Origin of the sequence: Cernens ardua, from assembly GCF_051251085.1 — a bacterium.
Lineage (GTDB): Bacteria > Pseudomonadota > Gammaproteobacteria > Pseudomonadales > Halomonadaceae > Cernens > Cernens ardua.
Genome location: NZ_JBPCZH010000007.1, coordinates 40,460 through 67,097, shown reverse-complemented (window position 1 = coordinate 67,097; position 26,638 = coordinate 40,460). Strand labels below are relative to the sequence as shown.

Below are 26,638 nucleotides of genomic sequence, written 5' to 3'. Positions count from 1 at the left end.
CTCATTCACACGCTGCTAAAGGCTGGCTATTCATTTCAAGGTGTCAAGATCAAGCAATGGATGCACAGTATTCTCCCTCAGATGTCGAACGCAAAGCGCAACAGTTCTGGGAAACGAACAGTTGTTTCAAGGCAGTGGAAGATCCCGATCGTGAGAAATTCTACTGCCTCTGCATGTTCCCCTACCCAAGTGGCAACCTCCACTCAGGGCATGTGCGCAACTACACTCTAGGGGATGTCATCTCACGCTTTCAGCGCATGAATGGCAAAAGCGTTTTACAACCCATGGGTTGGGATGCCTTTGGTATGCCTGCTGAAAATGCGGCGATCAAGAACAAGGTTCCGCCAGCAGAGTGGACTTATTCCAACATCAATAACATGCGTAAACAGCTTAAATCGCTAGGGTTTGCGTATGATTGGGATCGTGAGTTTGCCACCTGCGACAAAGATTACTATCGCTGGGAGCAGTGGTTCTTCTCGAAGCTGGTTGAAAAAGGACTGGTTTACAAGAAAAACTCCACCGTTAACTGGGACCCGGTCGATCAAACCGTTCTCGCCAATGAACAGGTCATTGATGGCCGCGGCTGGCGCTCAGGCGCCCTTATTGAGCGGCGCGAAATTCCCTCGTGGTTCCTGAAAATCACTGACTACGCTGAAGAACTGTTGGCCGATCTGGAAAATCTGGAATGGCCGGAGCAGGTCAAGACCATGCAGCGTAACTGGATTGGCAAATCGAAAGGACTGGAACTCGACTTTCACGTTCCCGAAGTGGGCGAAGCCAATAGTAAGCTGACAGTCTTCACTACGCGTCCGGATACGCTCATGGGGGTGAGTTATGTGGCCATTGCCGCCGATCATCCTCTGGCACGTCTGGCATCAGAACTGAATCCTGAGCTCCTCGCCTTCCGCGAAGAGTGCCGCGCAGGCGGTGCATCGGAAGCCGATCTGGCAACCATGGATAAAAAAGGCATGGATACCGGCTATCGTGCCGAGCATCCCATTACCGGTGAGCTTCTCCCCATCTATGTCGCCAACTTCGTACTGATGGAATATGGGACAGGCGCTGTCATGGCGGTTCCTGCTCATGATCAACGGGATTGGGAATTTGCCACCAAATACGGGTTGCCCATCAAACCGGTCGTCTCTGACCTGGATGGCCTGGAACCCGATGTTAGTGAAGAGGCTTACACGGATTATGGTCAGCTAATCAACTCCGGTGATTTTGACGAGCTATTGTTTGACGAAGCCTTCGATGCCATTGCCAAGTTGCTCGAAAAAGAGGGTAAGGGCCGCGTCAAAATCAATTTCCGTCTGCGCGATTGGGGTGTTTCCCGCCAACGTTATTGGGGGGCGCCTATCCCGATCAAGTACGGTCCGGAAGGTGAAACCGTCGCCTTGACAGATGACGAACTGCCTGTTGCGCTTCCCAAGGAAGTGGAAATCGACCCGACAGGTGGCTCCCCGCTAAAGAAAATGCGCTCCTTTTATGATTTGGGTGATGGCTGGACACGTGAAACGGATACGTTTGATACCTTTATGGAATCCTCCTGGTATTACGCGCGTTTTTGCTGCTCTGATAACCATTCCGCCATGCTGGATGAACGTGCCAATTACTGGTTGCCGGTAGACACCTATATCGGAGGCATTGAGCATGCTATTTTGCATTTGCTTTATGCCCGTTTCTTCCACAAGTTAATGCGTGATTTTGGCCTGATTGACAGCAACGAGCCTTTCAAAAAGCTGATTACCCAAGGGATGGTTACGGCAGAAACCTTCTACCGTGAAGAGGAAGACGGCAGCCGCACCTGGTTCAATCCACTTGAAGTTACGGTAAACCGTGATGAAAAGGGGCGCCCTGTCAGTGCCGTATTGACTCGTGATGGAGAACCCGTTGTGATGGGCGGCATTGAAAAAATGTCCAAGTCCAAGAACAATGGCGTCGACCCGCAACCAATGATTGAACAATTCGGTGCCGATACCGTTCGTTTGTTCATCATGTTTGCTGCCCCTCCAGAACAGTCTCTTGAATGGTCAGACAGTGGTGTTGAAGGCGCTCACCGTTTCATCAAGCGTTTATGGAAACTCACCTACGAACATCTTGAACATGGTGAACCGGGTCACATCGTTGAGTCAGAGCTGAATGAAAATCAGCGCGATCTCCACAGGAAGACACACGAAACCATTCAGAAATGTACCGATGATCTGGGTCGTCGTTATGTCTTCAATACTGCGATAGCGGCGGTAATGGAGTTGACCAATGTACTGGGCAAATTTGACGACACGTCCCTGCAAGGGCTGGCGGTAGAACGTGAGGCCGTTGAGGCATGCGTCCTTCTGCTTTCCCCAATTATTCCTCACGTCTGTCATACATTATGGGAAGCGCTGGGTCACGAAGAACCGGTCATTGATGCCGCGTGGCCAGAAGTAAATGAAAAGGCACTGAAACGTGATTCGATTACCATGGTTGTTCAGGTAAACGGCAAGCTACGCGCCCAGTTGGAGCTTCCTGCGGATGCAGATCGTGTCAAGATCGAATGTGAAGCACTTTCCAACGAAAATGTCCAAAGGCATGTAGAGGGCAAAAGTATTCAGAAAGTGGTCGTGGTCCCCGGGAAACTGGTTAATATCGTTGCCAATTGATATTGCATCATACGCTTGTACGCCAGGCGTGCGTATATCATTCAATTGAAATTTGCAGGGGCAGCCATTATGGGCCCCTGTTTTTCCTCAACGAAGCATGTAGACCAGCACCCGGCATGACGCTGATGTCGAAGAACACTCTTGTCCATGGCGTACAGTAGTGCTGATATGTAACTTCATGCTAAAAAGAACATGATAATACTGACCTTGGGAGCATCCTCTTGAAAGTCTCCGTACCTCATGCTGCAAAACTGAAAGCGCTGTCGGTAGCCATACTCTCTGCGACGTCGCTATCCCTTGCCGGTTGTGGCTTTCAGCTGCAAGGTCTAGGGTCCAATTCAGCGCCTACGGTGCCTGAACTGGAATTCAATATTACCAATGACACCCCGCAGAATGTGGTTGCGCAGCAGATCCATTCATACTTCCAGCAGGCGGGCACCCGTATCGTGGCCAATGCTCCCGTGCAATTGAATGTGGGTGATGCCACCTTTAATGAAACCAACCTGAATTACACGGGCGATGGTGGTACCCAGCAGCGTTTGGTCGTGCTGGATGTGCCCTACTCGATTCAACGAACCAGTGACAATGCGTACCTGGCCGATCAACAAAATATTGAAGTATCCGGCAATTACACCACTAGCACCAATCAGTTACTGCAGCGTGGTGATGTACGCGCACAGCTTCACAAGCAACTGGCGCAACAGGCTGCCATTCAATTGGTTGCTCGTGTCGAAGCACTGGCAACGCATCCACAGGGGCAATCCGTGAAGGGACACAGCACTCAACCTGACGTACCTGCCACAACTGAACATACGCGTCAGCCATAAGGTAGTCTGCGGACATGAAGGTAATGCCCGATAAGCTACCGGCTCAACTCAGTAAATCGCTCGCCCCAGTTTACATCGTATCAGGGGATGAACCATTGCTGCATATGGAAGCCTGCGATGCCATACGCAAGGCGGCCTATGGCAACGGCGCTGATGAGCGTGAAGTATTGGAAGTGGAGTCTGGTTTCAATTGGTCACAATTAAACGATACTGCCAATACGCTCTCTCTCTTTGCCTCCAAACGTTTGATCGAGGTACGTTTGGGGACTCAGTCCCCCGGTCAGGAAGGAGGCAAGGCACTGGAACGCTATGCAAGTGCCCCACCCTCTGATGACATCCTGTTAGTGACTACTGGCCGTCTTGATTACCGCACACAACAAAGCAAATGGTTCAAATCCCTGGACTCCGCAGGCATTCATGTTCCTGTATGGCCGATTGATATAAAACGGCTTCCCTATTGGGTCTCCGACCGCGCCAAACGGTATGATTTCAATTGTACCTCCGAGGCAGCGGCCGCATTGGCTCAACGCTATGAGGGGAATCTTTTGGCGTTGGATCAGACACTGGAAAAGATGCGTCTCCTTTATCCTGATGCCACGTCACTCTCTATCGAGCTGATCGAAGAAGGGGCTGGAGATGGTGCACGCTATGATGTCTTTGCACTCTCTGATGCCTGCATACAGGGCGATAAAAACCGTGCGCTGGGTATTCTTGACGGATTGAAAGCAGAGGGTACCGAAGCCCCCATCCTGCTGTGGGCACTTACACGTGAGCTCCGTACCCTGCTCTCATTACGTCAGCATTTGGATCAGGGGCAACAGTTTGATCATGCCTGCAAAGCGCAAAAACCAGCCATTATCGAACGTAAACGCCGAGCTTACCAAAGTGCATGTCGTCGACTACCAAAGTCACGTCTTTATCGAATGCTAATGTTTGCCCAGCGTATAGATCTCTCTATCAAGGGTGCAGCAGAGCTTCCTGTATGGCCTGCAATCACCGATCTGGTATTGACACTGGCTGGCGGTAAGGGCCCATTGTATGAATGGCCACAGGCATACAGAAGCAGCACTGCTTGATGGGATAATAATTCGCTATCAGTGGGAAGTATGTTTACACTATACAAACTACAACAATCCAGAGCTGTTGCACGTCAGCAGGTGCTCTCATGTTAGACATTCTGTCTGATTCAAGACAGTGCCTAATGTCGGAGAATGGCTCCCAAAGTCGCTAAACCATGATGACAAATAAAGATGACTACACCGCTTCGATAGAAGAATTAGGGAAGTTCTTTTATCGTTTGCCAAGAAACTGGCGCACCTTACTGGATCAGCGTTTGGCCCCACTTGGGCTAACACAAACACGCTGGATGACACTCTACGGCCTGGAACATGCGGGGCCCGGATTAATGCAACGGGAATTGGCCGAAATTATTGGTGTCGAGGCGCCTTCGCTTGTACGCACCCTTGATCAATTAGCAAAACAAGGCTTAATAGAGCGCCGTTGTTGTAAAGATGACCGCCGTTCGAAACGAATTTTTCTGACGCCTGCGGCAGCTCCTCTTCTGACAAAAATCAGTGAAGTCGTCAGCACTGCTCGCATCGAGTTGATGGAAGGAATCGAAGCAGAAGAAATATCCAAAATGTTAGGGATTTTCAACAAAATGGAGCATAACTGCCAGCGTTTGCTCGAGCATTCATGATGTGATGTATGAGGGTGGGCAGGACATGGACCCTGCGTGCTCTCTGTATCTATTTTGATGCTGTATGTGACATTTACCATTAATTCTGCTTTTTAAATGCAGATATAAGTCCTTTCTGCAGGGATAATCTACCCCATGCTCTTCAATCCAAGCCCCATCTGTTGAAAAGACCTCTTTCCGAAAGCATGGCAATACTCGTACGACAACGATATTCCTGTCACCATGTTCCAACAGTATTTTCACTAAATTTAAACGTGTAAGAGAAATAGGTATGTTCTTTTATCATACCTCTATATCCACATCTCAATAACTTCATCCTTAAAACTTTATCTCTAAAACCGCTCCTCTATAACCACACCTTCATAACTCCCCTTGAAGAGCGCTATTTTCTGTTATCATTGGCCCAACATCCTTGATATTTTAAATGCCCAAGTATCAGTCCCAATAATTGTTAGACTCAAATAGCCATTTATCCAACATACTCTTCATTCAAAGTACTGTCTCTTCAAAGTACTATCTCTTCAAAGTATTAACTATTCGAAGTACTATCCATACAAAATATTATCCATACGAAGTACCAACAGTGTCGGATTTGACCGTATGCCCGGAGGCACCTGATGAGCTGTGAATATTCCCATATTGTGGTCGCTATTGATCTTACCGAGCAGTCCAATCATGTGATCGAACAAGCTGTCCCCATTGCTAAACGCACAGGCGCTACATTATCCGTCGTGCACAACCTGGAGCCTATCAGCTATACCTATGGAGGTGACTTGCCGGTCGAAGTCGATACACTTCAGGAAGAACTTGAAAAACACGCCAAGACCCGTCTGGAGGCAGTTGCCGCTCAATTTTCAATTCCTGAAGAACACCAACATATATTGGTCGGTGAGGCTGATACCAGTATCGCCAAATTTGCCAGGAGCGAGCACGCAGACCTTATTGTGGTGGGGTCTCATGGTCGGACTGGTCTTGCCGTATTGTTGGGCTCTACCTCTTCCACGCTGATGAAAAATGTAACCTGCGATGTTCTCGCCGTACGTGTTTCGCCTCAAGAGGAAGAACCCGTAGATTGATCGGGTGGGAATACCTCTTTGATCATCGGCAATACCCCTTGAGCATCTATTTGCCTATTGCACACGTCCGTAAATCAGCGTTGTGAAGTCGCGTGGTGTGGAGTGTAGGCCTCAAGAAACAGTCAGAAGATGAAACAACCAAACCTCAGGGATTGATACTTGCAAGGGCTCGGCTGTTTCATCGTACTACCGCTAACCTTCGCTCAGTTGCTCAAGTTCAACCCAACGTTCCATGCGCGCTTCCAGTGTGTCCTGAGCGGTATTGAGCGCTTTCAACGTATCATCAATAGTGGCCTGATCCTGCTGGTAAAAGTCCGGCTGGCTAATACGTTCTTCCAATGAGGCCACTTGCTGTTCAAGCGTATCGAGCTCTTCAGGCAAGGATTCCAATTCACGTTGCAATTTATAAGAGAGTTTCTGACGTGGTTTGGTTGAAGACGCACTCGTATTACTGTTACTGGACTGATTTTTACCTGAATGAGCGTTGCCGGTGTTAGCATCATCACCGTTGGATTTATCAGAAGAACGGATTCCCTGACTGCTCGCCCCTACGTTCGCAGCCCCCGGTTTGGCCGAGATCGAATCCAGATCACCCGGTGCAGGAGGTAGTTTCCCTCCCTGACGTACCCAGTCTGTATAGCCACCCACGTAGTCATTCACCTGGCCATCACCTTCAAAGGCCAATACACTGGTGACCACGTTATCCATGAACTCACGGTCGTGGCTCACTAGTAACAAAGTGCCGTCAAAGGTCAGCAACAGCTCTTCAAGTAATTCGAGTGTTTCTACGTCCAGATCATTGGTGGGTTCGTCCAACACGAGAACATTGGCCGGTTGGGTAAAAAGTTTCGCCAATAACAGGCGATTGGATTCTCCGCCCGACAACTCACTAATAGGCTGACGCGCACGTTCAGGGCTGAAGAGGAAATCCTGCAAGTAGCTCATCACGTGGCGATCGCGCCCCGCAACAGTCACATGGTCACGCCCCTGCGCCAGGTTATCGTAAACCGTGGCATTCATGTCGAGCCCTTCACGCAGCTGGTCAAAGTAGGCAACCGAAAGCTTCGTTCCCAGTTTGACGCTTCCTTCTGTCGGCGCAAGTTCACCAAGAATAATCTTTAAAAGCGTTGTTTTACCGGCACCATTGCGCCCGATCAATCCAATGCGATCACCACGTTGCACGTCAAGATCAAGATCCCGAATGACGTATTCGCCTTCACTACGACCAGGAACACGGAAGGAGACATTCCGCAGCTCGGCGACGGTCTTCCCGCTACGCTCACCACCATCCACAGTAATCTTCGCCGTGCCAACACGTTCACGCCGCTGCGAACGTTCTTCACGCAGTTTTTTCAATGCACGAACGCGCCCTTCATTACGGGTACGACGAGCCTTGATTCCCTGACGAATCCAGGCCTCTTCCTGTGCCAGTTTCTTGTCGAACTGAGCCTGTTCACGCGCTTCCACTTCCAGCTCATGGGCCTTGGTAGCCTGATACGTCCCGTAATTGCCCGGATAACGGCGTAAATGCCCACGATCCAGTTCAAGAATATCGGTCGCGATCCGGCTGAGGAAGGCGCGGTCGTGGGTGACAAAAAGAACAGCACCCCGATAGGCCAGCAGTTGTTCTTCAAGCCAGCTAATGGTATCCAGATCCAAATGGTTGGTAGGCTCGTCAAGCAGTAGGAGGTCAGGCTCAGATACCAACGCGCGAGCCAATGCCACCCTACGCCGCCAGCCACCGGAAAGGCCTTCCATGAGTGTATCGCCGGGCAAACCAAGACGCTCAAGCACATTATCGATACGCTGATGGAACGACCAGCCATCCAGAGCTTCCAAACGTTCCTGCAACTGCGCGAGGCGGTTCATGTCAGGATCGGCAGAAGCTACAAGGGTATCGTACTCGCTGAGCAAACGACCTATTTCAGGCAAACCTTCAGCTACAATATCGAAGATACGGCGCCCCTCGGCGGCAGGAAGGTCCTGCTCAAGCACACCAATACGTAAATCGGGAGAACGACGAACCTGCCCGTCATCGGGCGGTGTAGTGCCATCGATCACGGACATCAGTGTCGATTTACCGGCACCGTTACGGCCAATCAGTGCCAGACGCTCACCCCGCTCAATGCTGAGTTCAGCATGATCCAGCAGGACATCAGGCCCATAAAAAAGTTGTACGCTCTCGAGCTTTAGCAAACTCATTCGTGCTGTTCCTTAATCTGTCTTTCCGAACGGCTTTCGTCCGTGGGGGATAATACAATTGTACCTGATATCGGCTCTTCACCCGAGCAAGATGAACAGAAACATCAATAAATATCAGTCTTCATCAAGAGTGAAGGCGCTTTGTACAAGAACAAGATGGCAATGCATTTCAAATACGCCATGCATGCCTTGGGCTCTACGGTTTCACGGAAGTCACTCAAGGGGTATGTTTACCCTCTGCGTTAATGTAGGCTGCACGCCAGCTTTGTCCTATTGAGGTTGTCATGTCTGAGTTTCCTGAAAAATTGCGGTTTCACTCCCCCTCTCCCTTGGTGGATATAGGAGCCAATCTGACCCACTCCAGCTTTCAAAAAGATATGGATGCCTTGCTGGAACGCAGTTACAACGCCGGTGTGACCTCATTGATTTTGACAGGGACAGATCAGGCCAGTATCGAAGCCTCCATTGAATTGCTGCAACGCTATAAAGGGAAAGATCATCTGCCTCGTCTTTATGCGACGGCGGGTATACACCCTCACAGCGCCAGTGAATGGACAGCTGAGGCAGAACAATGCGTCAGGCATGCGATACAGGAATCTGACGTGGTTGCTTTGGGAGAATGCGGGCTGGATTTCAATCGTAATTATACCCCGCGGGATATTCAGAAAAAGGTCTTTGAAGCCCAACTTGAGCTCGCCGCAGAAAACCATATGCCACTATTCCTGCATGAACGGGATGCCGCACCTCTGATGTTGGACATGCTCCATAGCTGGCGCGATGATATCACCAATGCCGTTATCCACTGTTTCACTGGCGACAAACCAACCCTTCATCGCTACCTGGATCTGGATCTCTATATCGGAGTAACAGGTTGGTTGTGTGATGAACGACGCGGCCAAACGTTACGGGAAGCCGTTGTGGATATTCCCGACAACAGGCTCATGATTGAAACTGACTGCCCTTATCTGTTGCCCCGAGACCTCCCCGCCAAAGCACCGGGCCGCAGGAATGAACCTTCATTTCTACCCTGGATCTGTGAAACACTGGCAGCGCTTAGAGGAGTAAATGTACAAACGTTGGCAAAAACGACAACTGAATCAGCAAGGCGCTTCTTTTCACTTTGATATTCAGCGCTTGATCTCGCAGGCTCAATTTACAACGTACTATTTCCTGCATACGATTTTTTTAAGTACATTTCTCAATATACGACCACTTTACTGGAATCCATTATGGCTACATCACAACGCAATACGTCCAAACTACCGGGATTCCTGCGCATCATTACGGGCGATAATGCGCTACCGGTAGCGGTGGCATGGACACTGGATGATGGTCGTCTGAAGCACACGCTCATTCAGCCACTCGAAAGTTGGCTCGAAAATGACAGTATTGCACTCGATGGGTATGATGAAACTACCCTGCATGCCATGGGGGTCCGCCCTCTGGATGTCATTCGTGAATTGGAAACCGATCACGATAGCGAGACACTATTCATCAGTGGGTTTGGGGAAGAGGAAGAAGCGCTAGAACGCATGTACGAAGAGTATGGGCTGAACCCGGTGGTCGAATTGGCACCGGCCTATACACTTTACCCGGGCATGTCATTTGATGAGTGGGAAGAAGAACGCCGTCAGATCATGGAAGAACGTGGGCTGGATGCCTTCAATCCAGAACATGAAGTCGCCGCCATGCTATTTCTGCATGCCCGGTTGGCCGAAGAGTGGCCAGAGCATATTCCTCGCAACTAGCCGTACTTCCATCAGGCGAGACCGCTAGGCGACACCTGGGAGCGAGCATCAGAGCAACTCACAGGAAGCATTCAACGTGCCCCCTAAGGGACTCCCATAAAGAGTCCGGCAAACAGGCTATTACGAGACGTCCACCATTGTCGTCAGTGAACATGATATCTCTTAAAAAAGAGGAATACGATAAATGTGCTCCTCTCCTTCAGGATAAAAACGCGAAGGCTTAATGCATCGATGATACACCCCGCCACAGGCAGTGGTAACGCCAATGGAAGCATGATTACCCGCAGCAATCGAGACCTCAATATAACGCAGGCCCGAGGTGCGTATTTCCTCCAGCAGAAGACGGACGCCAGCAGTTGCATAACCACGGCGTCGTTTCCATTCCGCAATGGCATATCCCAAATGCCCCGGAACAGTAGGCGGAAGTGCTTCACTGCCTGGTACCCAACGAAAGCCGAAAGAGCCAATAAACTCGTTCCCTTCCATTAGCCATCGGCGAAAACCGGGAATACGCCCTGTACCAAGACGCTGATATAATCGAGCTTCCTGCAGATTCCGTGCACCATCAATGCTGGCGATGAAACGTTCAGGCTGAGCTCTCAGCTGCTCCAGCTCGCGGACACGTGTCTCTTCAGACACGAGGTTATTAGGGGAAAACCCTCTTTCCAATGCCCTTTGATAAGCAGGTAATAGAGTCAGGGAAGGTTTTTCCAAATGAATGGGCAAAGCGGGTATCCTCCTCACAAGCGCTTGTCCGGGGCTTGATTTCAACCCCCTGTTTCACCCGCGGAAACACCTCCTCATTGCACGCCCCCTCTGATTATCCAACAACTTGCCTACCGGGTTGCAACGCCGCTTTTATCTTCCACGCAATAACATAGATGATTCCGCCTGAAATGGACCCGGTAAACCAGCCATAATCGTAAAACCAGTGAACCGTAGGCGAAAACATGGAAAATCCAGTCGCAATAATAGGCAAAATGAAAGCAATAATCCCGCATATATTCCAGCGTGGATACACATCTTCCCGATATAGGCCAATAAGATCCAGTTGCTGTTGTTCGATGATAAAATAGTCCGCGACCATAATCCCGGCAATAGGCCCCAGCAAGCTCGAATAGGAAAGCAACCAGTTGGACAATAATGATTCAATGCTCAAATCAGAGTGTATCCAGCCCAACTGCTTCAATAGCTCATGTGCCATTAACAACAACCCTACCAACCCGGTAATAAGCACGGCACGGGTGCGCGTAATCCACCGCGGCGCCATATTCTGCAAATCATTGGTGGGCGACACTACGTTGGCTGCCGCGTTGGTGGAGAGCGTTGCCAATACGATAAGCACCATGGCAATCGCAACGAACAGCGGGTTACCAATAGCACCGATCAAACTGACAGGGTCTGCAACGGTATGACCAATCAATTGTGCGGATGCTTCTGTCATCACCACGCCCAGCATGGCCATCATGAACATGGTGGTAGGTAAGCCGATTATCTGCCCCCAGATCTGGGCCTGCTGATTTTTTACGAAACGGCTGAAATCAGGAATATTCAGAGACAATGTAGCCCAATACCCGACCATGGCCGTGACACCCGCGAAAAAATGCGGAGTCGTGTGTTCATTCCCAAGTGAGGTCTGGTGCAAAAGATGGCTGAGCGGTACCTCGCTTAGCCCCCACCACAAAAGTGCCAGGCAAACGACAGCCAGTATGGGCGCAGCAAGTGTTTCCAGTAATTTAATCGATTCCGAACCTTTGATGACCACATAAAGATTCATCGCGCCGAAAACGAAAAAACCAATCACATCGCCACTGGCGCCCAATAGATGCCATGAGGGAACAATGACACCAACCAAACGACTGAGTGCCATTCCACCAAACATGGTTTGGATGCCAAACCAGCCGCAGGCTGTTAACGCACGAATCAGGGCAGGAATATTCGACCCGGTAAGCCCGAACGAGCTACGCAGAAAAATGGGAAAGGGAATGCCGTAGCGCGTACCTGCCACCGCATTCAATGTCAAGGGAATCAGTATGATCAGATTGGCAACCACGATGGCCGCTACCGCCTGCATCATGCTCAGGCCAAAATAAGTGGTAAGAACTCCCCCAAGGGTATAAGTGGGCACGCAGATTGACAGGCTGACCCAAAGCGCCGCCACATGCCAGGTATTCCATGTACGTTCGGAAAGCCGCGTCGGTGCCAAGTCAGGATTGAAGAAACGACTTTTTTTAACGTCATCACCAACGACCATTTCGACTTGCCCACCACGCTCGATCAAACGGGACTTCTTTATTGTTTCATTCATGGAGTCTCCTGCCGCACGAGTCATCAATATCCATTATAGAGAGGCATGATGGCCAATGGCTGCCATTATTATCTGTTGGCATCCATGTCAAAAACCGCCATGCACTCAATAGTTTGTTATAAAACAATCCTTCATGGGTTACCTGAAATGAAAGCCCTCTTCTATAGGGAATACATCTAAAGAAGGGGATACAAGAGAAGCAGCGCGCCATGAAAGAGCCATCAATACACTATTGATCCTGGCGCGCGAGTATACCAAAGTCCTAAGCATTACCGGATCGATATCCTTTTTATCTTTTTCTTTTCATCGATGACCGATATTGTTCCTCCTGATTTCAGCATATGAAGATTATGTGCTCGAATAAACCGACGCTGACTCACCATGGCGCATACAGACAGCTCTCTCTGTTTTCCGTACTTACTCTTTTTTCTTCATATACCCTATTTTCGACATGCGAGCTATTTTCCAACGTGTGCAACCGTCGCAATTTCAACCAGAGCATCGCGCTTGACAAGGCCAACCTGTATGCAGAAACGCGCCGGTTTATCACCAGGGAAATATTCGGCATAGACCTCATTAATAGCACCATAATGAGCAAAATCACTGACGAAAATTGAATTGAACGTCACATCATCCATGGTGCCACCCGCTTCCTCTATGACTGATTTAATAATCTCAAGTACATGACGTGTTTGAGCAGCCGGGTCGCCGACATGAACAACGTCATTATTTTCATCGAACGGCAAAGTCCCTGAAACGTAAACAATGCCATCAGCCTGAGTGCCCGGCGAATAAGGGGCCAAAGGGGCGGATGTTCCTTGTGGAACTACAATCTGTTTAGGCATAACACGACTCCCTGAAAACGTAATGACAATGTTACAGCGTTTGAATGATCCGCTTTAAAGGAACCAAATGCCGATCACTCCAGTGAAAGGATGAGTAGCACTTCATCACTTCATCACTTCATCACTTCTTCACTTCTTCACTTCTTCACAGAAGTGATCTACATCACTGACCCAGCCAAAGAATTTTTCAACGTTGAAGACAGCAGCATCATGCGCTTCACGCGGACCGGCCTGATGTGCGGCATCTTCAAGAAGTACGCAGAAGTACTCAAGGAAATAGCCGTCACGAATCGTCGATTCAACACAGACGTTGGTCGCCACCCCAGTGAAGATCAATGTACGAATACCACGTGAGCGCAGCATGCTATCCAATGCCGTGTTATAAAAACCGCTATAACGAGGTTTATTGATTACAATATCGTTCTCTTCAGGCACCAAAGCATCGATCAGTTCGAAATCCCAATCACCACGGGCGAGAAACTTTTGCGGTGTTTCAGGGTGAGCACGCAAATATTTAAGTGCATTGGATTTGTGCCAGTTGGGTGAACCCTCACCACCAGCCTCATGATAATCGGCGTCCCATCCATTCTTGAAAAAAACAACTGGCATGCCAACACTACGGGCGGTAGTAATCGAGCGCTGGACTTGTGATACCACTGACTCGATATGACTCAAATCAAAGCCGACGAGATCGAAATAGCCTCCTTTACTGGCATAGCCATTCTGCATGTCGACCACAATCAGTGCGGTGGATGCAGGGTCAATCACCAATGATTCAGGGCGAGCTGTTAACGTAATCCCTTTTCCTTCAGGAGTAAATGAGGGCCGAACGACCTCTTCTTCACGGCCATTTTCAACAACTTTTTTCTCCACGGCATCTTTCTGGATGACATCACTCATACAGCTTTCTCCATTTCAGTCTCAAGGGAATTCAGAGAACCAGACTTCATTTTTGGATAAATACGTTGCCCATAGTTTTCAACACCTTCTACAAAATCATCAAAGGTGAGCAGCACTCCAGCTACACCGTCCATGGCATCAATTTCATCCAGCATGGCCGCCACTTGTTCGAAGGAACCGATCAACGTGCCCATATTGATATTGACCGCCGAAGTGGGATCACTCATTTGGCGCACGTTGGTATCCTTGCCGGAGCGCGTATCCCTGGCAGCCTGATCCGTTAACCAGCTCAGAGCCCCTTCATCAGCACCCGCCTTGTAATGCTCCCACCGTTGGCGGGCTTCCTGTTCTGTTTCTGCAGCAATAATCATGAAAAGCCCGATACTCCCGACATCTCGCCCTGCTTCCTGGGAAAAGCGCCGCATCCGTTCGACTGCCGGTGAAAAGGCGGTTGGCGTATTGACGCCTTTGCCAAAGACAAAATTGTAGTCTGCGTGCCGGGCCGAGAACGCCATCCCTGTATCGCTTTGCCCAGCACAAATGATAGGCATATCTGATTGCGGTTGAGGGCTCACCGTACATTCATCCATCTGGAAGAAGTCTCCCTTCAGATCACTCTTTCCGGTCTGGCACAACTCTTTCAACACACGAATATATTCATCCAGATAGTCGTAACGCTTGGCGAAATAATCATCACCGGGCCAAAGCCCCATCTGCGAATATTCAGGCCGTTGCCAACCCGTCACGATATTCAGTCCCAGGCGCCCATGACTGGCCGAATCAATAGTGGCAGCCATGCGCGCCACAATGGCAGGCGGCATGACCAGGGTAGCAGCCGTCGGAAAGAGTTTTATTTTTGAAGTCACGGCGGCCAGGCCTGCCACAAGGGTGAACGTTTCAAGCGCGTGATCCCAAAACTCGGTTTCCCCACCAAACCCTTTGAATTTGGTCATGGCAACAGCGAAATCGAAATGGTTATCCTCTGCCTTGAGGGTAATCTTTTTCAATAAATCAAACGAAGGTTTGTACTGGGGTGCATTTTTGGAAATCAACCACCCGTTATTGGCGATGGGAAGGAAAAGCCCTGTTTTCATGATGACGCTCCTGGTATTCGAATTGGCGATTACCTCAAGGATTCTTTCTGCCTCTTTGATGTCTTCTGCATGAAAGAAGTCGAGGTCCATAAACCGGTGATCATCTATCGACACTTGAACACTTCAAGCTTTATGCCATACGAGGATTCGTTCAGATAAAACAGTCACATAGGAAAACATGCTTACCAATACGCATAAAAAAAACAGACCGGATGGTCAAATTTTGCGCCAAAATGGCTCATCTCATGCACGAAAAGAGGGATCTTCATCGAAATGTGGCTAACTAGTTTCCCGACGCAACAAAAATAAAATGTAATTGCTGACGTAATTCTGCGCCCTGATTCAGAATTTTTAGAGTGATATCAAATAAAAAAACAAACCACAAAATAAATGATAATCATTATTGTTTGTGATAGTGTATCATCTATTCCATGTATTGGACTTTTCACGCTGGGTGTGAGCAACCAAGCCTCTGTTTTAACAAAAAACCATTCCAATGGCTGGCTGTCAGGATGACGGGGAGACGTATGAAAACTGCATTATCCATCCTCATGCTCTGCTTGTTATCGGTATCATGTTATTTACTACCGAACAAGGGAGTGGCTGGAACACTACAGTACCCGATGACGGTCACTGACCTGGCAGGCCGCCACGTCACCCTCAATCATCGCCCGTCAAGAGTCTTTTTGGGCCAGCCCCGTTTTTTCTATGCCATCATGTCCTTGACCCCGAGGCCAACCGATCAATTGGCAGGATGGAATTACCCTCTCTCTCGAATCGATCCTGAAATTGCGCCTGTCCTGAATAAGGCGTGGCCCGCCCTGGCACATCTACCTGCACTTTCTCCTGCGCCCAGTCCCCATATCAGTGGTGAGGGACTTATCGCCATGAAGCCCGACCTGGTGGTGCTTCCTCTCAATCAGGAAAGTGCCATCGAAGGATCCACGCTGGCAAAGGTCATGCAATCGATGCAGATTCCCTGGATATATGTGGATTTTGACCAATATCCTCTAGTAGATCCCGCGAAAAGCATCTCGCTTTTGGGACGTGTATTGGGACATGAAAAAAGGGCAACCCGGATGACACAGATCATTACACATCAACAGCACTTGATTGCCACTCGAGTTGCTCTCATGAAGCATCATCCCAGTGTCCTCATTAACATCACACCGGGAATAAAAACACAGTGTTGTCGCACCAATATACGCACAGGGATGGATAATATTGTGACCGCCGCTGGTGGAAAGAACATTGCCCATAACATTCCCTCTGACAAGGCGACCCTTTTAAGCAATGAGTGGATATTGGGGCATCCTACCGATGTTGTGATCAATACAGCCCGAATGAACGTTGCTCAACGCGGGATTCGTCTCGGTCCGGGGGCAAGCGAGAGTGACATACAGCAAAAACTGGTTGATCTGACACATGACATGTCCGGATGGACAACGCTACGTGCCGTGAAAGACAAACGTTTTTATGTCATTTGGCACGGTCTTCATCAAGGCCCCTATGCAGTCGTTGACCTCATGCAGGTAGCCAAATGGCTGTATCCCTCTACTTTTTCGGATATATCCCCGATGAAAACCTTCAGGGCGTTGTTGGGTCCGGCAGCCCCCGTACTTGGCGCCGGTATCTATTGGGGGAGCCTGGGATCCCCCCATGAAAGTGATCACTCGATAAACCAGTAATCATGGCGTCTTGTCCTCCTTCGTCATCAATGTATAGAGTTCCCCCTAATGAAAGATGGTTTTTTTCGCCTGATCACACCACAAAAGCGTGATCGCCGCGTCATTCTCATCGCGACATTTGTTGGCGCAACACTCTTTTATGCAAACCTGTGCTTTGCCGAAGCCATAACGGATACAGCGGCCTCAAGTCAAAAAACCACTTACTTGAATACCATGACGGTGGAAGGTAAACAGCCGGGGTATATTCCTTTGCATGGATATACGGTCACACAAAGTAGTATTGCCGGGAAACGGCCGGTCTCCTTTCTGGATGATCCTCATACCGTTAATGTCGTTACGTCACAAGTGATTGAAGATCAGAATAGCCATACGCTCGATGACGCTTTGGCTTCTCAGGCGGGGATCACATTGGGGAATTCGATGGGCGGTACTGAGGATGGCTTTGTCAAGCGTGGTTTTGGCAGTAATCAGGATGGTTCCATTCTGGTGGATGGGATACGCCAACCGCGGGGTACACTATCGCTGGCGACGATAGATCATGTCGAATCTCTTATGGGACCAGCGTCCATGTTCCGCGGGCAGCAGGACCCTGGAGGCGTCATTAATCTGGTAACCAAAAAACCCGAGTACCATGCACGTACTTTAATAAGCGGAAATGCCAGCTCTTTTGGTGGAGGCAATGGAACCGTTGATATCACCGGCCCCCTAGGGCAAACAGGACTGGCGTATCGATTGATTGCAGATCGTACGGCAACAAAGTCGTGGAGAGAATTTGGTAAAAACCGGCGTACGATTATAGCGCCCAGTCTACGATGGGAGGGTGAACACGATACCGTTAATCTTGCCTATACCTATAGCCATTATAATCTGGACATGGACCGCGGAACCCTTTTTGTAAAAGGCCAGCCCGTCCATGTCGGTAGAAGGCATCGTTTCGATGAGCCGTGGAGCCATGTATTCGGACATGACAATAACGTCACCGGATGGTGGCAACATAGCCTCAGTCATCATTGGTACTCGAGAACGACGTATGCCTTTATTCGTCGGCAGTATAGTGATGGTCAGCCCCGTGTCATCTCCGTCAACCCTCTCAATGGCAATATAAAAAGACGCGCTGATGCCAATCATGGCTTCGATCGTCGTGAGCAATATGCTTCCTTTGACTTCATTGGCCATACCCTTCTTATGGGGATGCGCCACGATGTGGTCGTAGGGGTGGATCATGAGTTCCAGCGTGACTACCTGTTAAATAAATACGTAGGCACGGCTGTAATCGATGCCAATCTTTACAGTGATCAGGAAGGTGAACTGGAATTTGATCCCGCTTCCCTCAACAACGCCAAAAGCAACCGACTGGATGAGATCAAGACCTATGGCCTTTACGCCAGCGACAGTATTCAGTTAACTCCGCACTGGATTCTGGGCATGGGTGCCCGCTATACATGGTTCAAGCAGTATGATGGTCAGGGACGCCCTTTCAGAACGACCAATGATACGTTGGGCAAAAAGCTTTTACCTGCCCTCAATCTACTTTACAAGATTACGCCGAGTACCTCTGCCTATGTAAGCTACAGTGAGTCGTTCATTCCCAATGCAGGCAATTCCGAGTCGGTTGGGGCCTTGGCGCCTGAGCTTGGAAAGGGATATGAAATCGGACTCAAGCACCAATGGTCTGATAGATTAACAGCCAGTGCCGACATCTACCGAATAAGAAAGAACAATGTGGCCGTGACAGATAATGGAATAATGCGCACAGTTGGAAAGGCAGGTTCTCAAGGATTCGAGTTTAATCTCGCAGGGCAAATAACGCCCACTCTCTCCTTACTCACGTCGTATGCTTATACCTCAACCAGGGTTATTTCCGATACACCTGACACAGTGGGCAATCAACTCCCCAACTCACCGCACGGTTCAGTACGGTTGCTCATGGCAAAAAGTCTTGATCTTACGCCGGGGATGGGAAATTGGCGGCTCGGTGGTGGCGTAAGATATATCGGTGCCCGTCAAGGAGATGCGAAAAACACCTTCAAGATGAATGCCTATGTGGTGGCCGACATGTTCATTGCATGGAATCCACGCATTGGGGGAAAACAAACCCATGTACAATTGAACTTTAATAACATGTTCAACAAGACCTATTATGCGTCCAGTGGTGGAAGCCAACGCGTAGCGATCGGTGCGCCTAGAGAGGTAACGTTATCAGGAAACATTAAATTTTAAAAAGCTGCAATACGATATAAAGACAGAGGTATGAGTATGACGCTAGCACAAATACCCCGAGCACGAAGAAAATGCTCGACTCAACAAAAACATTCACGCATTAGCCTTAAACGTTGCGAAGCCATTCTGGCTGCTGCGCTTAAGGCCTTCGCATCCCATGGTTTGCATGGTGCACGCCTGGAGACCATCGCCGAAGAAGCAGGCCTTTCCAAAACAAATCTGCTTTATTACTTCCCCTCCAAAGGCAAATTGTATACAGCAGTACTAACGCGAACATTGGATGATTGGCTCGCGCCCTTGAAGAAATTTGATGAATCACAAAATGCCATGGAAGTTCTTGATCATTATTTGACCGAGAAACTGGTGTCATCGCGGGATAACCCCGATGCTGCGCGGTTATTTTGCATGGAGATGCTGCACGGTGGGCCGACCATAAAACACTTCATGGAAACAGAGTTAAAGCAGGTGGTGGAGGCTAAAAAAAACGTCGTCGTCGCATGGATTGCACAAGGTCAATTGGCACCGGTCGACCCATATCAGCTCTTTTACCTACTATGGGCCGCCACACAGCAGTACGCGGACTATACGCCCCAGATGTTGGCACTTTCCGGCAAAGACCTGAATGATCGCGAGTTTTTTGACGCTGCGTTGGCAACACTACGCCAAACACTACTGGCAGGATTGGCGCCAAAACCATCACACGATGCCTCGCCATCAGGGCCTCTGTAGACATGCGAGTGATTATCCAATCAGGCGGTATTCAATCATGCAGCAATACACGGCTATCTACAGGTCAAACGTATACACCGCTGTAAAAGATGCCAGAGCGGACAAAATACCTGAGTGAACACGAAAAACAATGGGCTCTTGTCAAAGCATCAGGCACATGCGCAAAGCGTTTAGTCTTTCAGTCCCGCATTACGCCTGACTTGTTCGAAAATCGCAGTAAAATCAAGCTCGCCGTCACCTGCGGCATAGGCTGACAAGAAGCGATCATGCAGTACCGAGGCATAGGGCAACGGCACCTCAAGATGCTGTCCGGCATCCAGAAACAAGTCATTGTCCTTTACACCGATCCCCATCGGGGCGCCTGCAGGTGAATATGCCTTATCCACCATAATCGAACCATAGTTCTTGTGCACAGGTGCGGTACAAAAGCTGTTGGTCATGATCTCGAACATGGCTTTCGGGTCAACACCGCCCTTCTCGCAAAGAGTAAAGACTTCAGCCATTTGTTCGATGGTAGAGAAAATCATGAAATTCAGCCCCACTTTCACCACATTGGCCTGAACGGGATCTTCTCCCACATCGAACGTGCGTTGGCCGATAACATCAAACAGAGGCTGGAGCTTTTCTTTTTGCGCTTTTTGGCCTGCGGCAATCACAAACAATTCGCCGGCCTCTGCAGCAGGTGGGCGCCCTAATACGGGAACAGAGAGGTAGTGTTGACCACGTATGTCGTGTTGGTGCTTAAGGCGTGCTGCTTGCCCAAGCGAAAGCGTAGAAGAGCAGACATGAATAGCCCCTTTTTTCAGGGTAGATGCAATACCGTCTTCACCAAAGGTCGCGGACTCTACAGCTGCATCATCAAATAACATCGAAAATACGACATCAGCCCCGTGTGCGGCCGCCGCCGGTGTTTTGGCCAAAGAAGCACCTTTTGCTATCAATGGCTCGGTTTTTTCGACACTACGGTTATAGACGGTGACAGGGTACCCCGCCTCTACCAACCGCATTGCCATGGCGGCTCCCATCACGCCCAATCCTACAAAGCCCACGTTCATATACGTACTCCCTCGTTCACTGAAACATTTGCAAAAAAGGTAATAGTGAGCCTGCCGGGTTGATCGGGGGTAAGTCTCCGAATCCAGACACCTGACGACATCTTCTTTACCCGTTTCTAGCCACCCCCTATCGCTGCCGGCTTGCACTCCCACATCAACATCGCGTTTCCCATCAACACGGAAGATGCATACCAATATTCAAACGTTTGATTGAATACGGCGACTTTCAGCAGTCGAGTATCTTCACTGCCTTCATAGCGCCTCAATTTTCCGACAAATATCACCTTCTTTGCGACATACAGTCAGTGAAGAACGATTAGGCAGGAATGCCACATTCAGTAAAGACTTCATCCGCTTTTTGACAGGCAACAGCGTTAGATTCACCTTCTCTGAAATATGCCTTCAATGCACGACGCAATGCCTCTATCCGGGGAGGCAACCCTTGTTGCCGTCGTTCATCCGCTTTCTGTTCCACCCTGGCACGAAAGGCGTCGCGGTCCACTTCGATATCCGGCGAAAGATTATCCACACTCACATTGAAGCGTCTTCCGCATGCCCGGGTCAGAATCAGCTCAATGGCTTGTGGTGCGATTTCGGCTTTTTCGAATGCCTCTTGTTCACTTTGATTACGTCCATCCGGAAGATACCAATAGCCAAAATCCTCCAACAAACGTCGTTTTGGCCCAGCGATGCACCAATGACTGATCTCATGCAGGGCACTGGCAAAAAAGCCATGGGCAAATACGATACGGTGGTACGGCGTAATATCGTCAGCAGGCAGATAAATGGGCTCGTCATCTCCTCGAACCAGACGTGTGTTGTATCGCACCGAGTACAGTGCATTGAAGAGTGCAATCAATGCGTCTGTCTGCACTGTCTCGTCTTTTTCATCGTCCAACGGCATATGAGACCGGTCAAGTACGTCCTCTGAGAGCGAACTTGATGGACGGCTATTCGAATGACTCATTTGATGCTCATACTTAACTAAACTGTCGCCCTTGAAATCCCTGGCATTTGGAATTAATGCACTTGAAATTAATGACGCTTGAAATCCAGGGCCGCAAAGAACCTATTATCGAGTGGATAAGGATTTATTTTCAATGCAAACACAAAAAGGGCATGAAGCCTTCGCTTACAATGCATAAGTACGTTAAGCATGAGAACAGCCAGCCCCTTTTATTTGCAAGTATATTATACATATCCACCCCCGACTGAGCAGGCTCTGCTAAACTTCCTGATCCTGGATTCTGCTGACGGAGCCTTTGTGTCCTCTTCCACTTTACCTCAAACATTTGATCGCCGTTCGGCGACCATCCGACTTGTGAAATTGGCATTGCCACTTTATGGAACACAATTGGCCCAAATGGGCATCAGCACGTGTGCCATTATTCTGGCGGGGCGTTCAGGTACCGTGGATCTTGCCGCGGTTTCCTTGAGCGGCAACCTGTGGCTACCCATCTTCATTCTGTTGAATGGCACACTTATGGGGCTCACCCCTGTGATTGCCCATTTGAAAGGTGCTGGTCGTGTAAACGAATTTCGTGAGCAAATCCATCAATCGATCTGGATTGCCCTTCTATTAGGGATAGTCACAAGCCTTATTCTTGTATTTCTGACGCCATTTGTATTGGCCGCCATGCATGTGGCTCCCAATGTTCAACACTCGGCCCACACATATCTATGTATCGCAGCATGTGGTATTCCAGCATTGGCGCTATTCCAGACACTACGCTCATGCGCGGAAGGCATGAATAATACCCGTGTCGCCCTTTTCTGCACTATCCTGAGCCTGTTACTGAGTATTCCATTGGGAGTATGTCTCGTATTCGGCTACTTTGGATTGCCCGCCATGGGTGCAAAAGGATGCGGGATCACAACAGCCTTTGCCATGTGGGCAGATTTATTGCTGATCCTGTTCTACTTCCACTGCTCACCCACTTTTCGTGCACTTCATTTGTGGAAACACGGTATTCAGCGCCCCAATTGGCCAATCATCAAAAATCTTCTGGGATTGGGGCTACCTATCGGTATTTCGATTTTTTCGGAAGTCATGATGTTCGCCACCATGGCTCTGCTAATCGCGACTTTTGGCACCGTCGCCATTGCCGCTCACGAAGTAGCCGTCAATATTTCCGGTATTCTTTATATGGGGCCTCTTTCATTAGGTATGGCACTTACAATCCGTGTGGGAACACGCATGGGAGAAGGCTCATCCTTCCTTGCACGCAAGGAAGCACTCAATGGCTTACGCCTGGCGGTGCTGTTTGCGCTCTTTAATGATGTCATTGTGTTTATGTTCGGACACTGGCTGGCTACGCTTTACAGTGATCAGGCAAATGTGATCGCTCTCTCTGTCACGTTGTTGCACTTTGCTTTGGTGTTCCAGCTTTCAGATGCCTTGCAATCCACTCTTGGCGGCATTTTACGGGGATACAAGGACACGCGCGCGGCCATGATCATCACCCTTTTCGCTTATTGGATTGTTGGTTTCGGCGCAGGTATCCCACTGGGATACGGGGTGCCGGGACTATGGCATGGATTGGGTATTTACGGTTTTTGGTGTGGCATGATCATCAGCCTAACCGTCTCCGCCCTTCTGCTTTATATCCGCTCTAGAAGAACGGCAAAACGCCGATTGTCTGCATTGCCAAGTCATTAGGCAAGCGCCTGAAGCGCATGAAATAGACACGACGCTGAATGAGAGAACGATATTTGACGATTCGCCTGTAGTAATTGGTAAGGGACCTATGGTATTAGTAAAACATCCGGTTGAGGAATATTCGAGATCCTTACCGGATGAATTCGTGGCAAACGTGCAAGGATTCGAGGAATCGATTCTCCAACGATCGCCATGAACCGCGGCAAACGTTACTGGTGTGGCGCAAGCCCTGTGCGGACGTGTGCAGATGTGTTGGGGGCACTACCTCCCTTGGAAAGCCTGCTCCAATCTTATGGGAAGCATTATCCCTATATGAAACAGGAGCCAGAGAACACAGTGCTTTACTGAAGCCTGTATATCTGAAGCCTGGCTAGACTATCGGACACACTCATTGAGGAGAGTCTCATGGGCACACCGCTTCGCCAACCTGCCAACGTGATTGACTTTGTTAGTCGCCGTAACCACTTCCGCGCCAAACAGCGTGTCATCCGACTGGCCCCCGAGCTGGATGGCCTTGAAATGATTTACCGCCTTGCTTCTGATGATGAAGCCCTCTACGGGATGCCTGTACTTGCCTGGGCCTTGAAGGAAAATGGTGAACCGATGGGCATGGTGCCCTGGATGGACAAGCTAACCCCTTGCCAACAGCTGGATGATCCCGAATATGGTAGCTTTGTCGGTTATCGTGACCCGGAAACCAATGAGCTCTTCGATACTCCCCCCGACTACAAGATTCAGGAATTGCAACAGGCATCACTCTACTATGATTATGAAGCCTGTGACGAAGTAACCCAGATCCAGCAGATTCCTGATTCTCAAGGCACGCACGCCCTGTGTATGGATGAGGAAGGCGCTCCATGGCTGCTCAAACAGGTACATGGCTGGCGCCTCTTCAGCGATGGTTCGATTGATGCATTGCTTGTCGATGAAGACCTCGTCGAGGACACGCCTATCCTGCTGAACGACAACTGTATTTATTCGGCCAATGCACGGCATGGTGCGCTCTACTATTTTCAACGCAATATTGCCAATAGGATCAAGCAACAGGATGCGGAGACATTGGAAGCCCTCGCCATGATGGTGAATGATGCGCCCTAAACCCAACCCGGGGGCCTTTAACACCCATCACCACAGATAATTCCACTTCATATTTGTACAAAACGCCCGAGGGTTGGATAGGTGTCCAACTTTCGGGGTGTAGTTAAAACCTTTACACCGACCTCAAGCTTTTAACATTTGATCTGAATATGGGCACGGATGTAGAGAAAGAGGGATAGCAAAATGCGACATTAATGGGTTGAAACCGGGGGAAGCACGTTCTCAAAAGCTTGCAGCGATAAAATACCATCATCCCAGTTTTACAAGGTAGTAATACACACGTTCGCCATCATCTGAAGTGACCTCTTCCTGTTGAAGTAGCTCATGACCAAGAAAACTACAGAATTGGGGTATATCACGTTCCGTGGCAGGGTCTGTCGCCTTAACCAATAAAAGTTGATCGGAAGCCATATCCCTGACTTTATTGTGCATCATCATGATGGGTTCGGGGCAATACAGCCCACGCGTGTCCAACTCAGCATCCGACCGGCCAATTGATTCAGGAATTTCGGCATCCATTATTTCAAGACCTCCACAAATACAGTGACTTCTTCTCGGTCATGGAAGAGCTGACGTGCCCGACGGTACACCTTAACGTGTGCCTGATCCAAGGCTTCATCCAGATATTCAAGACACTCTCTTACTGCTTCCCAACGCTTTTTCATGGGAAGTTTCAAATTGAAGATAGCATAGCGACAATGGCCACCCATCAACCATTCGCTCATGACTTCTATCACTCGAATAGGCCGCTCTACCATATCGCATACTAACCAGTCGATAGGCGTTTCAGGCAACCATTTAAGACCATCTTCCTTGAGATGCTCTACCATGCCTGTACTCATTAGACGCTTATCCATCGGGCCATTATCAATGGCAAACACTTGCATGCCTCGATGCACCAACTGCCAGGTCCAGCCACCGGGAGCCGCTCCCAAATCCGCCGCTGTGCTGCCGGCAGCAAGGATATCTTCCCAGCGGTCATGAGGAATAAACTGATGCCATGCCTCTTCCAGTTTCAGGGTGGAACGGCTGGGCGCCGTCGGAGGAAATTTCAATCGCAGAATACCATTGGGATGTTCGCTCCGATTGCCGGGAAAACTTAAACCCAACTGTATTTCTTTTTCATCAGTGAGAAAAACATGCAGCCTGCGTTTCCCTGCCCGACGGCGAAGAATGTTCTTCTTGCCAAGGTGGCTCTCCAATGGGCGCATGAGCGACTTTGCCAAACCGGCAAGAGCTTTCCCTTCATTGGTATCCGGTGTCTCGACGAGAATGGAGTCAACGCTCCAGCCCACTTCTTTCAACTGGGAAACAATCGCTTTCATGCGCTCGCCCTTGTCCAGCCCCTTCATTGGCGGCAAGGCAATTAATGACTGCCTCGCAAACACCAGAGCTTCCAGCGGAACATGGCGCTGTAGTTCATTCAACGGCTTATTGTCGATGGAAATGACACGAACATACCCTGCATACAGCTCATGCTCCAGCTCAACAGCTTCATCAGCCAAGTGGTCACTCAATTCAGCAACAAGATCAGCTTCCAGACCGGGGCGACAATAAAGCAGCCATTCACTGGGACATACGGTAAGCATATTGGAAGAAGTATCAGACATTATTCAGATATAAACAGAAGGGAAAAAAGCGCGATAGTGCGCATTCAAAACAGGGCACCAGTGTACCCTAAAGTGGCAACGTGTGCCCAATCATACGCGCCTATGGTTAAGCACACAAAAAAGCCCTGCTTCAGGAGAAACAGGGCTTTGACTGTGCGGTTATTGATGCTGAAGATAACCGGGTAAACCTGTACTCGGTCATGGAAAATCTGATTCAAAACATCAATTGACCTCTAACAGA

The 26,638-nt window shown here is 49.4% G+C and carries 22 protein-coding genes; 12 read left to right on the top strand and 10 right to left on the bottom strand.

The window, feature by feature from the left end:
• Window positions 1–56 precede the first annotated feature (56 nt).
• The 5 genes from leuS to LMG33818_RS11850 all read left to right on the top strand — a co-directional run bounded on the left by leuS (window position 57) and on the right by LMG33818_RS11850 (window position 6,241).
• Complete coding sequence (gene leuS, locus LMG33818_RS11870; RefSeq protein ID WP_442323607.1) at window positions 57–2,639, top strand: leucine--tRNA ligase; 2,583 nt, start codon at window positions 57–59, stop codon at window positions 2,637–2,639.
• 221 nt (window positions 2,640–2,860) lie between these two features.
• Window positions 2,861–3,466, top strand: coding sequence for an LPS-assembly lipoprotein LptE (locus LMG33818_RS11865; RefSeq protein ID WP_442323606.1), 606 nt, complete (start codon window positions 2,861–2,863; stop codon window positions 3,464–3,466).
• Window positions 3,467–3,480: 14 nt separating this feature from the next.
• Window positions 3,481–4,542, top strand: coding sequence for a DNA polymerase III subunit delta (holA, locus tag LMG33818_RS11860; RefSeq protein ID WP_442323605.1), 1,062 nt, complete (start codon window positions 3,481–3,483; stop codon window positions 4,540–4,542).
• A gap of 158 nt (window positions 4,543–4,700) precedes the next feature.
• Window positions 4,701–5,165 carry a transcriptional regulator SlyA gene (gene slyA / locus LMG33818_RS11855; RefSeq protein WP_442323604.1) on the top strand — a complete coding sequence of 155 codons (465 nt, stop codon included), beginning with the start codon at window positions 4,701–4,703 and terminating at the stop codon, window positions 5,163–5,165.
• Window positions 5,166–5,782: 617 nt separating this feature from the next.
• On the top strand, window positions 5,783–6,241 hold the full coding sequence (locus LMG33818_RS11850; RefSeq protein WP_442323603.1) for a universal stress protein: 459 nt from the start codon (window positions 5,783–5,785) through the stop codon (window positions 6,239–6,241).
• 192 nt (window positions 6,242–6,433) lie between these two features.
• Here LMG33818_RS11850 and LMG33818_RS11845 read toward each other — a convergent pair whose 3' ends face one another.
• Window positions 6,434–8,443 (bottom strand): ATP-binding cassette domain-containing protein, encoded by a 2,010-nt coding sequence (locus tag LMG33818_RS11845; protein ID WP_442323602.1) that lies wholly within the window; start codon window positions 8,441–8,443, stop codon window positions 6,434–6,436.
• 284 nt (window positions 8,444–8,727) lie between these two features.
• On the opposite strand from LMG33818_RS11845, the gene LMG33818_RS11840 reads away from it, so the two are divergent.
• The gene (locus LMG33818_RS11840) at window positions 8,728–9,567 is read left to right on the top strand and encodes a TatD family hydrolase (RefSeq protein WP_442323601.1); all 840 of its coding nucleotides are present in this window, start codon (window positions 8,728–8,730) and stop codon (window positions 9,565–9,567) included.
• A gap of 105 nt (window positions 9,568–9,672) precedes the next feature.
• A complete protein-coding gene (locus LMG33818_RS11835) occupies window positions 9,673–10,191 on the top strand; it encodes a hypothetical protein (RefSeq protein ID WP_442323600.1) in 519 nt (172 codons plus the stop codon).
• A gap of 162 nt (window positions 10,192–10,353) precedes the next feature.
• Here the strand turns inward: LMG33818_RS11835 and LMG33818_RS11830 are convergent, their stop codons facing one another.
• The 5 genes from LMG33818_RS11830 to rutA form a co-directional block, all read right to left on the bottom strand.
• Complete coding sequence (locus LMG33818_RS11830; RefSeq protein ID WP_442323599.1) at window positions 10,354–10,917, bottom strand: GNAT family N-acetyltransferase; 564 nt, start codon at window positions 10,915–10,917, stop codon at window positions 10,354–10,356.
• Window positions 10,918–11,011: 94 nt separating this feature from the next.
• Complete coding sequence (locus LMG33818_RS11825; protein ID WP_442323598.1) at window positions 11,012–12,499, bottom strand: NCS1 family nucleobase:cation symporter-1; 1,488 nt, start codon at window positions 12,497–12,499, stop codon at window positions 11,012–11,014.
• 458 nt (window positions 12,500–12,957) lie between these two features.
• Entirely contained in the window at window positions 12,958–13,344 is a 387-nt protein-coding gene (gene rutC, locus LMG33818_RS11820) for a pyrimidine utilization protein C (RefSeq protein ID WP_442323597.1), read from the bottom strand.
• Window positions 13,345–13,473: 129 nt separating this feature from the next.
• Entirely contained in the window at window positions 13,474–14,244 is a 771-nt protein-coding gene (locus LMG33818_RS11815; protein ID WP_442323596.1) for an isochorismatase family protein, read from the bottom strand.
• Window positions 14,241–15,338, bottom strand: a complete 1,098-nt coding sequence (gene rutA, locus LMG33818_RS11810; RefSeq protein WP_442323595.1) for a pyrimidine utilization protein A — start codon at window positions 15,336–15,338, stop codon at window positions 14,241–14,243. The genes LMG33818_RS11815 and rutA overlap by 4 nt, the downstream gene beginning before the upstream one ends.
• A 527-nt stretch (window positions 15,339–15,865) precedes the next feature.
• Between rutA and LMG33818_RS11805 the strand changes: the two genes are divergently transcribed.
• The 3 genes from LMG33818_RS11805 to LMG33818_RS11795 are packed head-to-tail and all read left to right on the top strand — an operon-like array spanning window position 15,866 to window position 19,975.
• Window positions 15,866–17,026 (top strand): ABC transporter substrate-binding protein, encoded by a 1,161-nt coding sequence (locus LMG33818_RS11805; RefSeq protein ID WP_442323594.1) that lies wholly within the window; start codon window positions 15,866–15,868, stop codon window positions 17,024–17,026.
• A gap of 48 nt (window positions 17,027–17,074) precedes the next feature.
• Complete coding sequence (locus tag LMG33818_RS11800) at window positions 17,075–19,246, top strand: TonB-dependent siderophore receptor (RefSeq protein ID WP_442323593.1); 2,172 nt, start codon at window positions 17,075–17,077, stop codon at window positions 19,244–19,246.
• A 30-nt stretch (window positions 19,247–19,276) separates the two neighbouring features.
• Window positions 19,277–19,975: a TetR family transcriptional regulator C-terminal domain-containing protein gene (locus tag LMG33818_RS11795; RefSeq protein ID WP_442323592.1), complete on the top strand. Its 699-nt coding sequence runs from the start codon at window positions 19,277–19,279 to the stop codon at window positions 19,973–19,975.
• A 170-nt stretch (window positions 19,976–20,145) separates the two neighbouring features.
• Here the strand turns inward: LMG33818_RS11795 and LMG33818_RS11790 are convergent, their stop codons facing one another.
• Together LMG33818_RS11790 and LMG33818_RS11785 are read right to left on the bottom strand one after the other, a co-directional pair.
• Window positions 20,146–21,030, bottom strand: coding sequence for an NAD(P)-dependent oxidoreductase (locus tag LMG33818_RS11790; protein WP_442323591.1), 885 nt, complete (start codon window positions 21,028–21,030; stop codon window positions 20,146–20,148).
• 316 nt (window positions 21,031–21,346) lie between these two features.
• A complete protein-coding gene (locus LMG33818_RS11785) occupies window positions 21,347–21,997 on the bottom strand; it encodes an elongation factor P hydroxylase (protein WP_442323590.1) in 651 nt (216 codons plus the stop codon).
• Between the two features lie 297 nt (window positions 21,998–22,294).
• On the opposite strand from LMG33818_RS11785, the gene LMG33818_RS11780 reads away from it, so the two are divergent.
• Both LMG33818_RS11780 and LMG33818_RS11775 read left to right on the top strand, forming a co-directional pair.
• Window positions 22,295–23,689 (top strand): MATE family efflux transporter, encoded by a 1,395-nt coding sequence (locus tag LMG33818_RS11780; RefSeq protein ID WP_442323589.1) that lies wholly within the window; start codon window positions 22,295–22,297, stop codon window positions 23,687–23,689.
• A 405-nt stretch (window positions 23,690–24,094) separates the two neighbouring features.
• Window positions 24,095–24,787, top strand: a complete 693-nt coding sequence (locus tag LMG33818_RS11775) for a hypothetical protein (protein WP_442323588.1) — start codon at window positions 24,095–24,097, stop codon at window positions 24,785–24,787.
• A 249-nt stretch (window positions 24,788–25,036) separates the two neighbouring features.
• On the opposite strand, the gene tusA is transcribed toward LMG33818_RS11775, so the two are convergent.
• Complete coding sequence (gene tusA / locus LMG33818_RS11770; protein WP_442323587.1) at window positions 25,037–25,306, bottom strand: sulfurtransferase TusA; 270 nt, start codon at window positions 25,304–25,306, stop codon at window positions 25,037–25,039.
• A complete protein-coding gene (gene rlmM, locus LMG33818_RS11765; protein WP_442323586.1) occupies window positions 25,306–26,397 on the bottom strand; it encodes a 23S rRNA (cytidine(2498)-2'-O)-methyltransferase RlmM in 1,092 nt (363 codons plus the stop codon). The genes tusA and rlmM overlap by 1 nt, the downstream gene beginning before the upstream one ends.
• Window positions 26,398–26,638 lie beyond the last annotated feature (241 nt).

Coding starts and splice junctions, on each gene's coding strand:
- holA (WP_442323605.1), top strand. CDS start 3,481: ATGAAGGTAATGCCCGATAAGCTACCGGCTCAACTCAGTAAATCGCTC.
- tusA (WP_442323587.1), bottom strand. CDS start 25,306: ATGGATGCCGAAATTCCTGAATCAATTGGCCGGTCGGATGCTGAGTTG.
- LMG33818_RS11815 (WP_442323596.1), bottom strand. CDS start 14,244: ATGAGTGATGTCATCCAGAAAGATGCCGTGGAGAAAAAAGTTGTTGAA.
- LMG33818_RS11825 (WP_442323598.1), bottom strand. CDS start 12,499: ATGAATGAAACAATAAAGAAGTCCCGTTTGATCGAGCGTGGTGGGCAA.
- LMG33818_RS11785 (WP_442323590.1), bottom strand. CDS start 21,997: ATGAGTCATTCGAATAGCCGTCCATCAAGTTCGCTCTCAGAGGACGTA.
- LMG33818_RS11790 (WP_442323591.1), bottom strand. CDS start 21,030: ATGAACGTGGGCTTTGTAGGATTGGGCGTGATGGGAGCCGCCATGGCA.
- LMG33818_RS11775 (WP_442323588.1), top strand. CDS start 24,095: ATGGGCACACCGCTTCGCCAACCTGCCAACGTGATTGACTTTGTTAGT.
- LMG33818_RS11805 (WP_442323594.1), top strand. CDS start 15,866: ATGAAAACTGCATTATCCATCCTCATGCTCTGCTTGTTATCGGTATCA.
- LMG33818_RS11845 (WP_442323602.1), bottom strand. CDS start 8,443: ATGAGTTTGCTAAAGCTCGAGAGCGTACAACTTTTTTATGGGCCTGAT.
- rutA (WP_442323595.1), bottom strand. CDS start 15,338: ATGAAAACAGGGCTTTTCCTTCCCATCGCCAATAACGGGTGGTTGATT.
- LMG33818_RS11795 (WP_442323592.1), top strand. CDS start 19,277: ATGAGTATGACGCTAGCACAAATACCCCGAGCACGAAGAAAATGCTCG.
- LMG33818_RS11840 (WP_442323601.1), top strand. CDS start 8,728: ATGTCTGAGTTTCCTGAAAAATTGCGGTTTCACTCCCCCTCTCCCTTG.
- slyA (WP_442323604.1), top strand. CDS start 4,701: ATGATGACAAATAAAGATGACTACACCGCTTCGATAGAAGAATTAGGG.
- rlmM (WP_442323586.1), bottom strand. CDS start 26,397: ATGTCTGATACTTCTTCCAATATGCTTACCGTATGTCCCAGTGAATGG.
- LMG33818_RS11850 (WP_442323603.1), top strand. CDS start 5,783: ATGAGCTGTGAATATTCCCATATTGTGGTCGCTATTGATCTTACCGAG.
- leuS (WP_442323607.1), top strand. CDS start 57: ATGGATGCACAGTATTCTCCCTCAGATGTCGAACGCAAAGCGCAACAG.
- rutC (WP_442323597.1), bottom strand. CDS start 13,344: ATGCCTAAACAGATTGTAGTTCCACAAGGAACATCCGCCCCTTTGGCC.
- LMG33818_RS11835 (WP_442323600.1), top strand. CDS start 9,673: ATGGCTACATCACAACGCAATACGTCCAAACTACCGGGATTCCTGCGC.
- LMG33818_RS11800 (WP_442323593.1), top strand. CDS start 17,075: ATGAAAGATGGTTTTTTTCGCCTGATCACACCACAAAAGCGTGATCGC.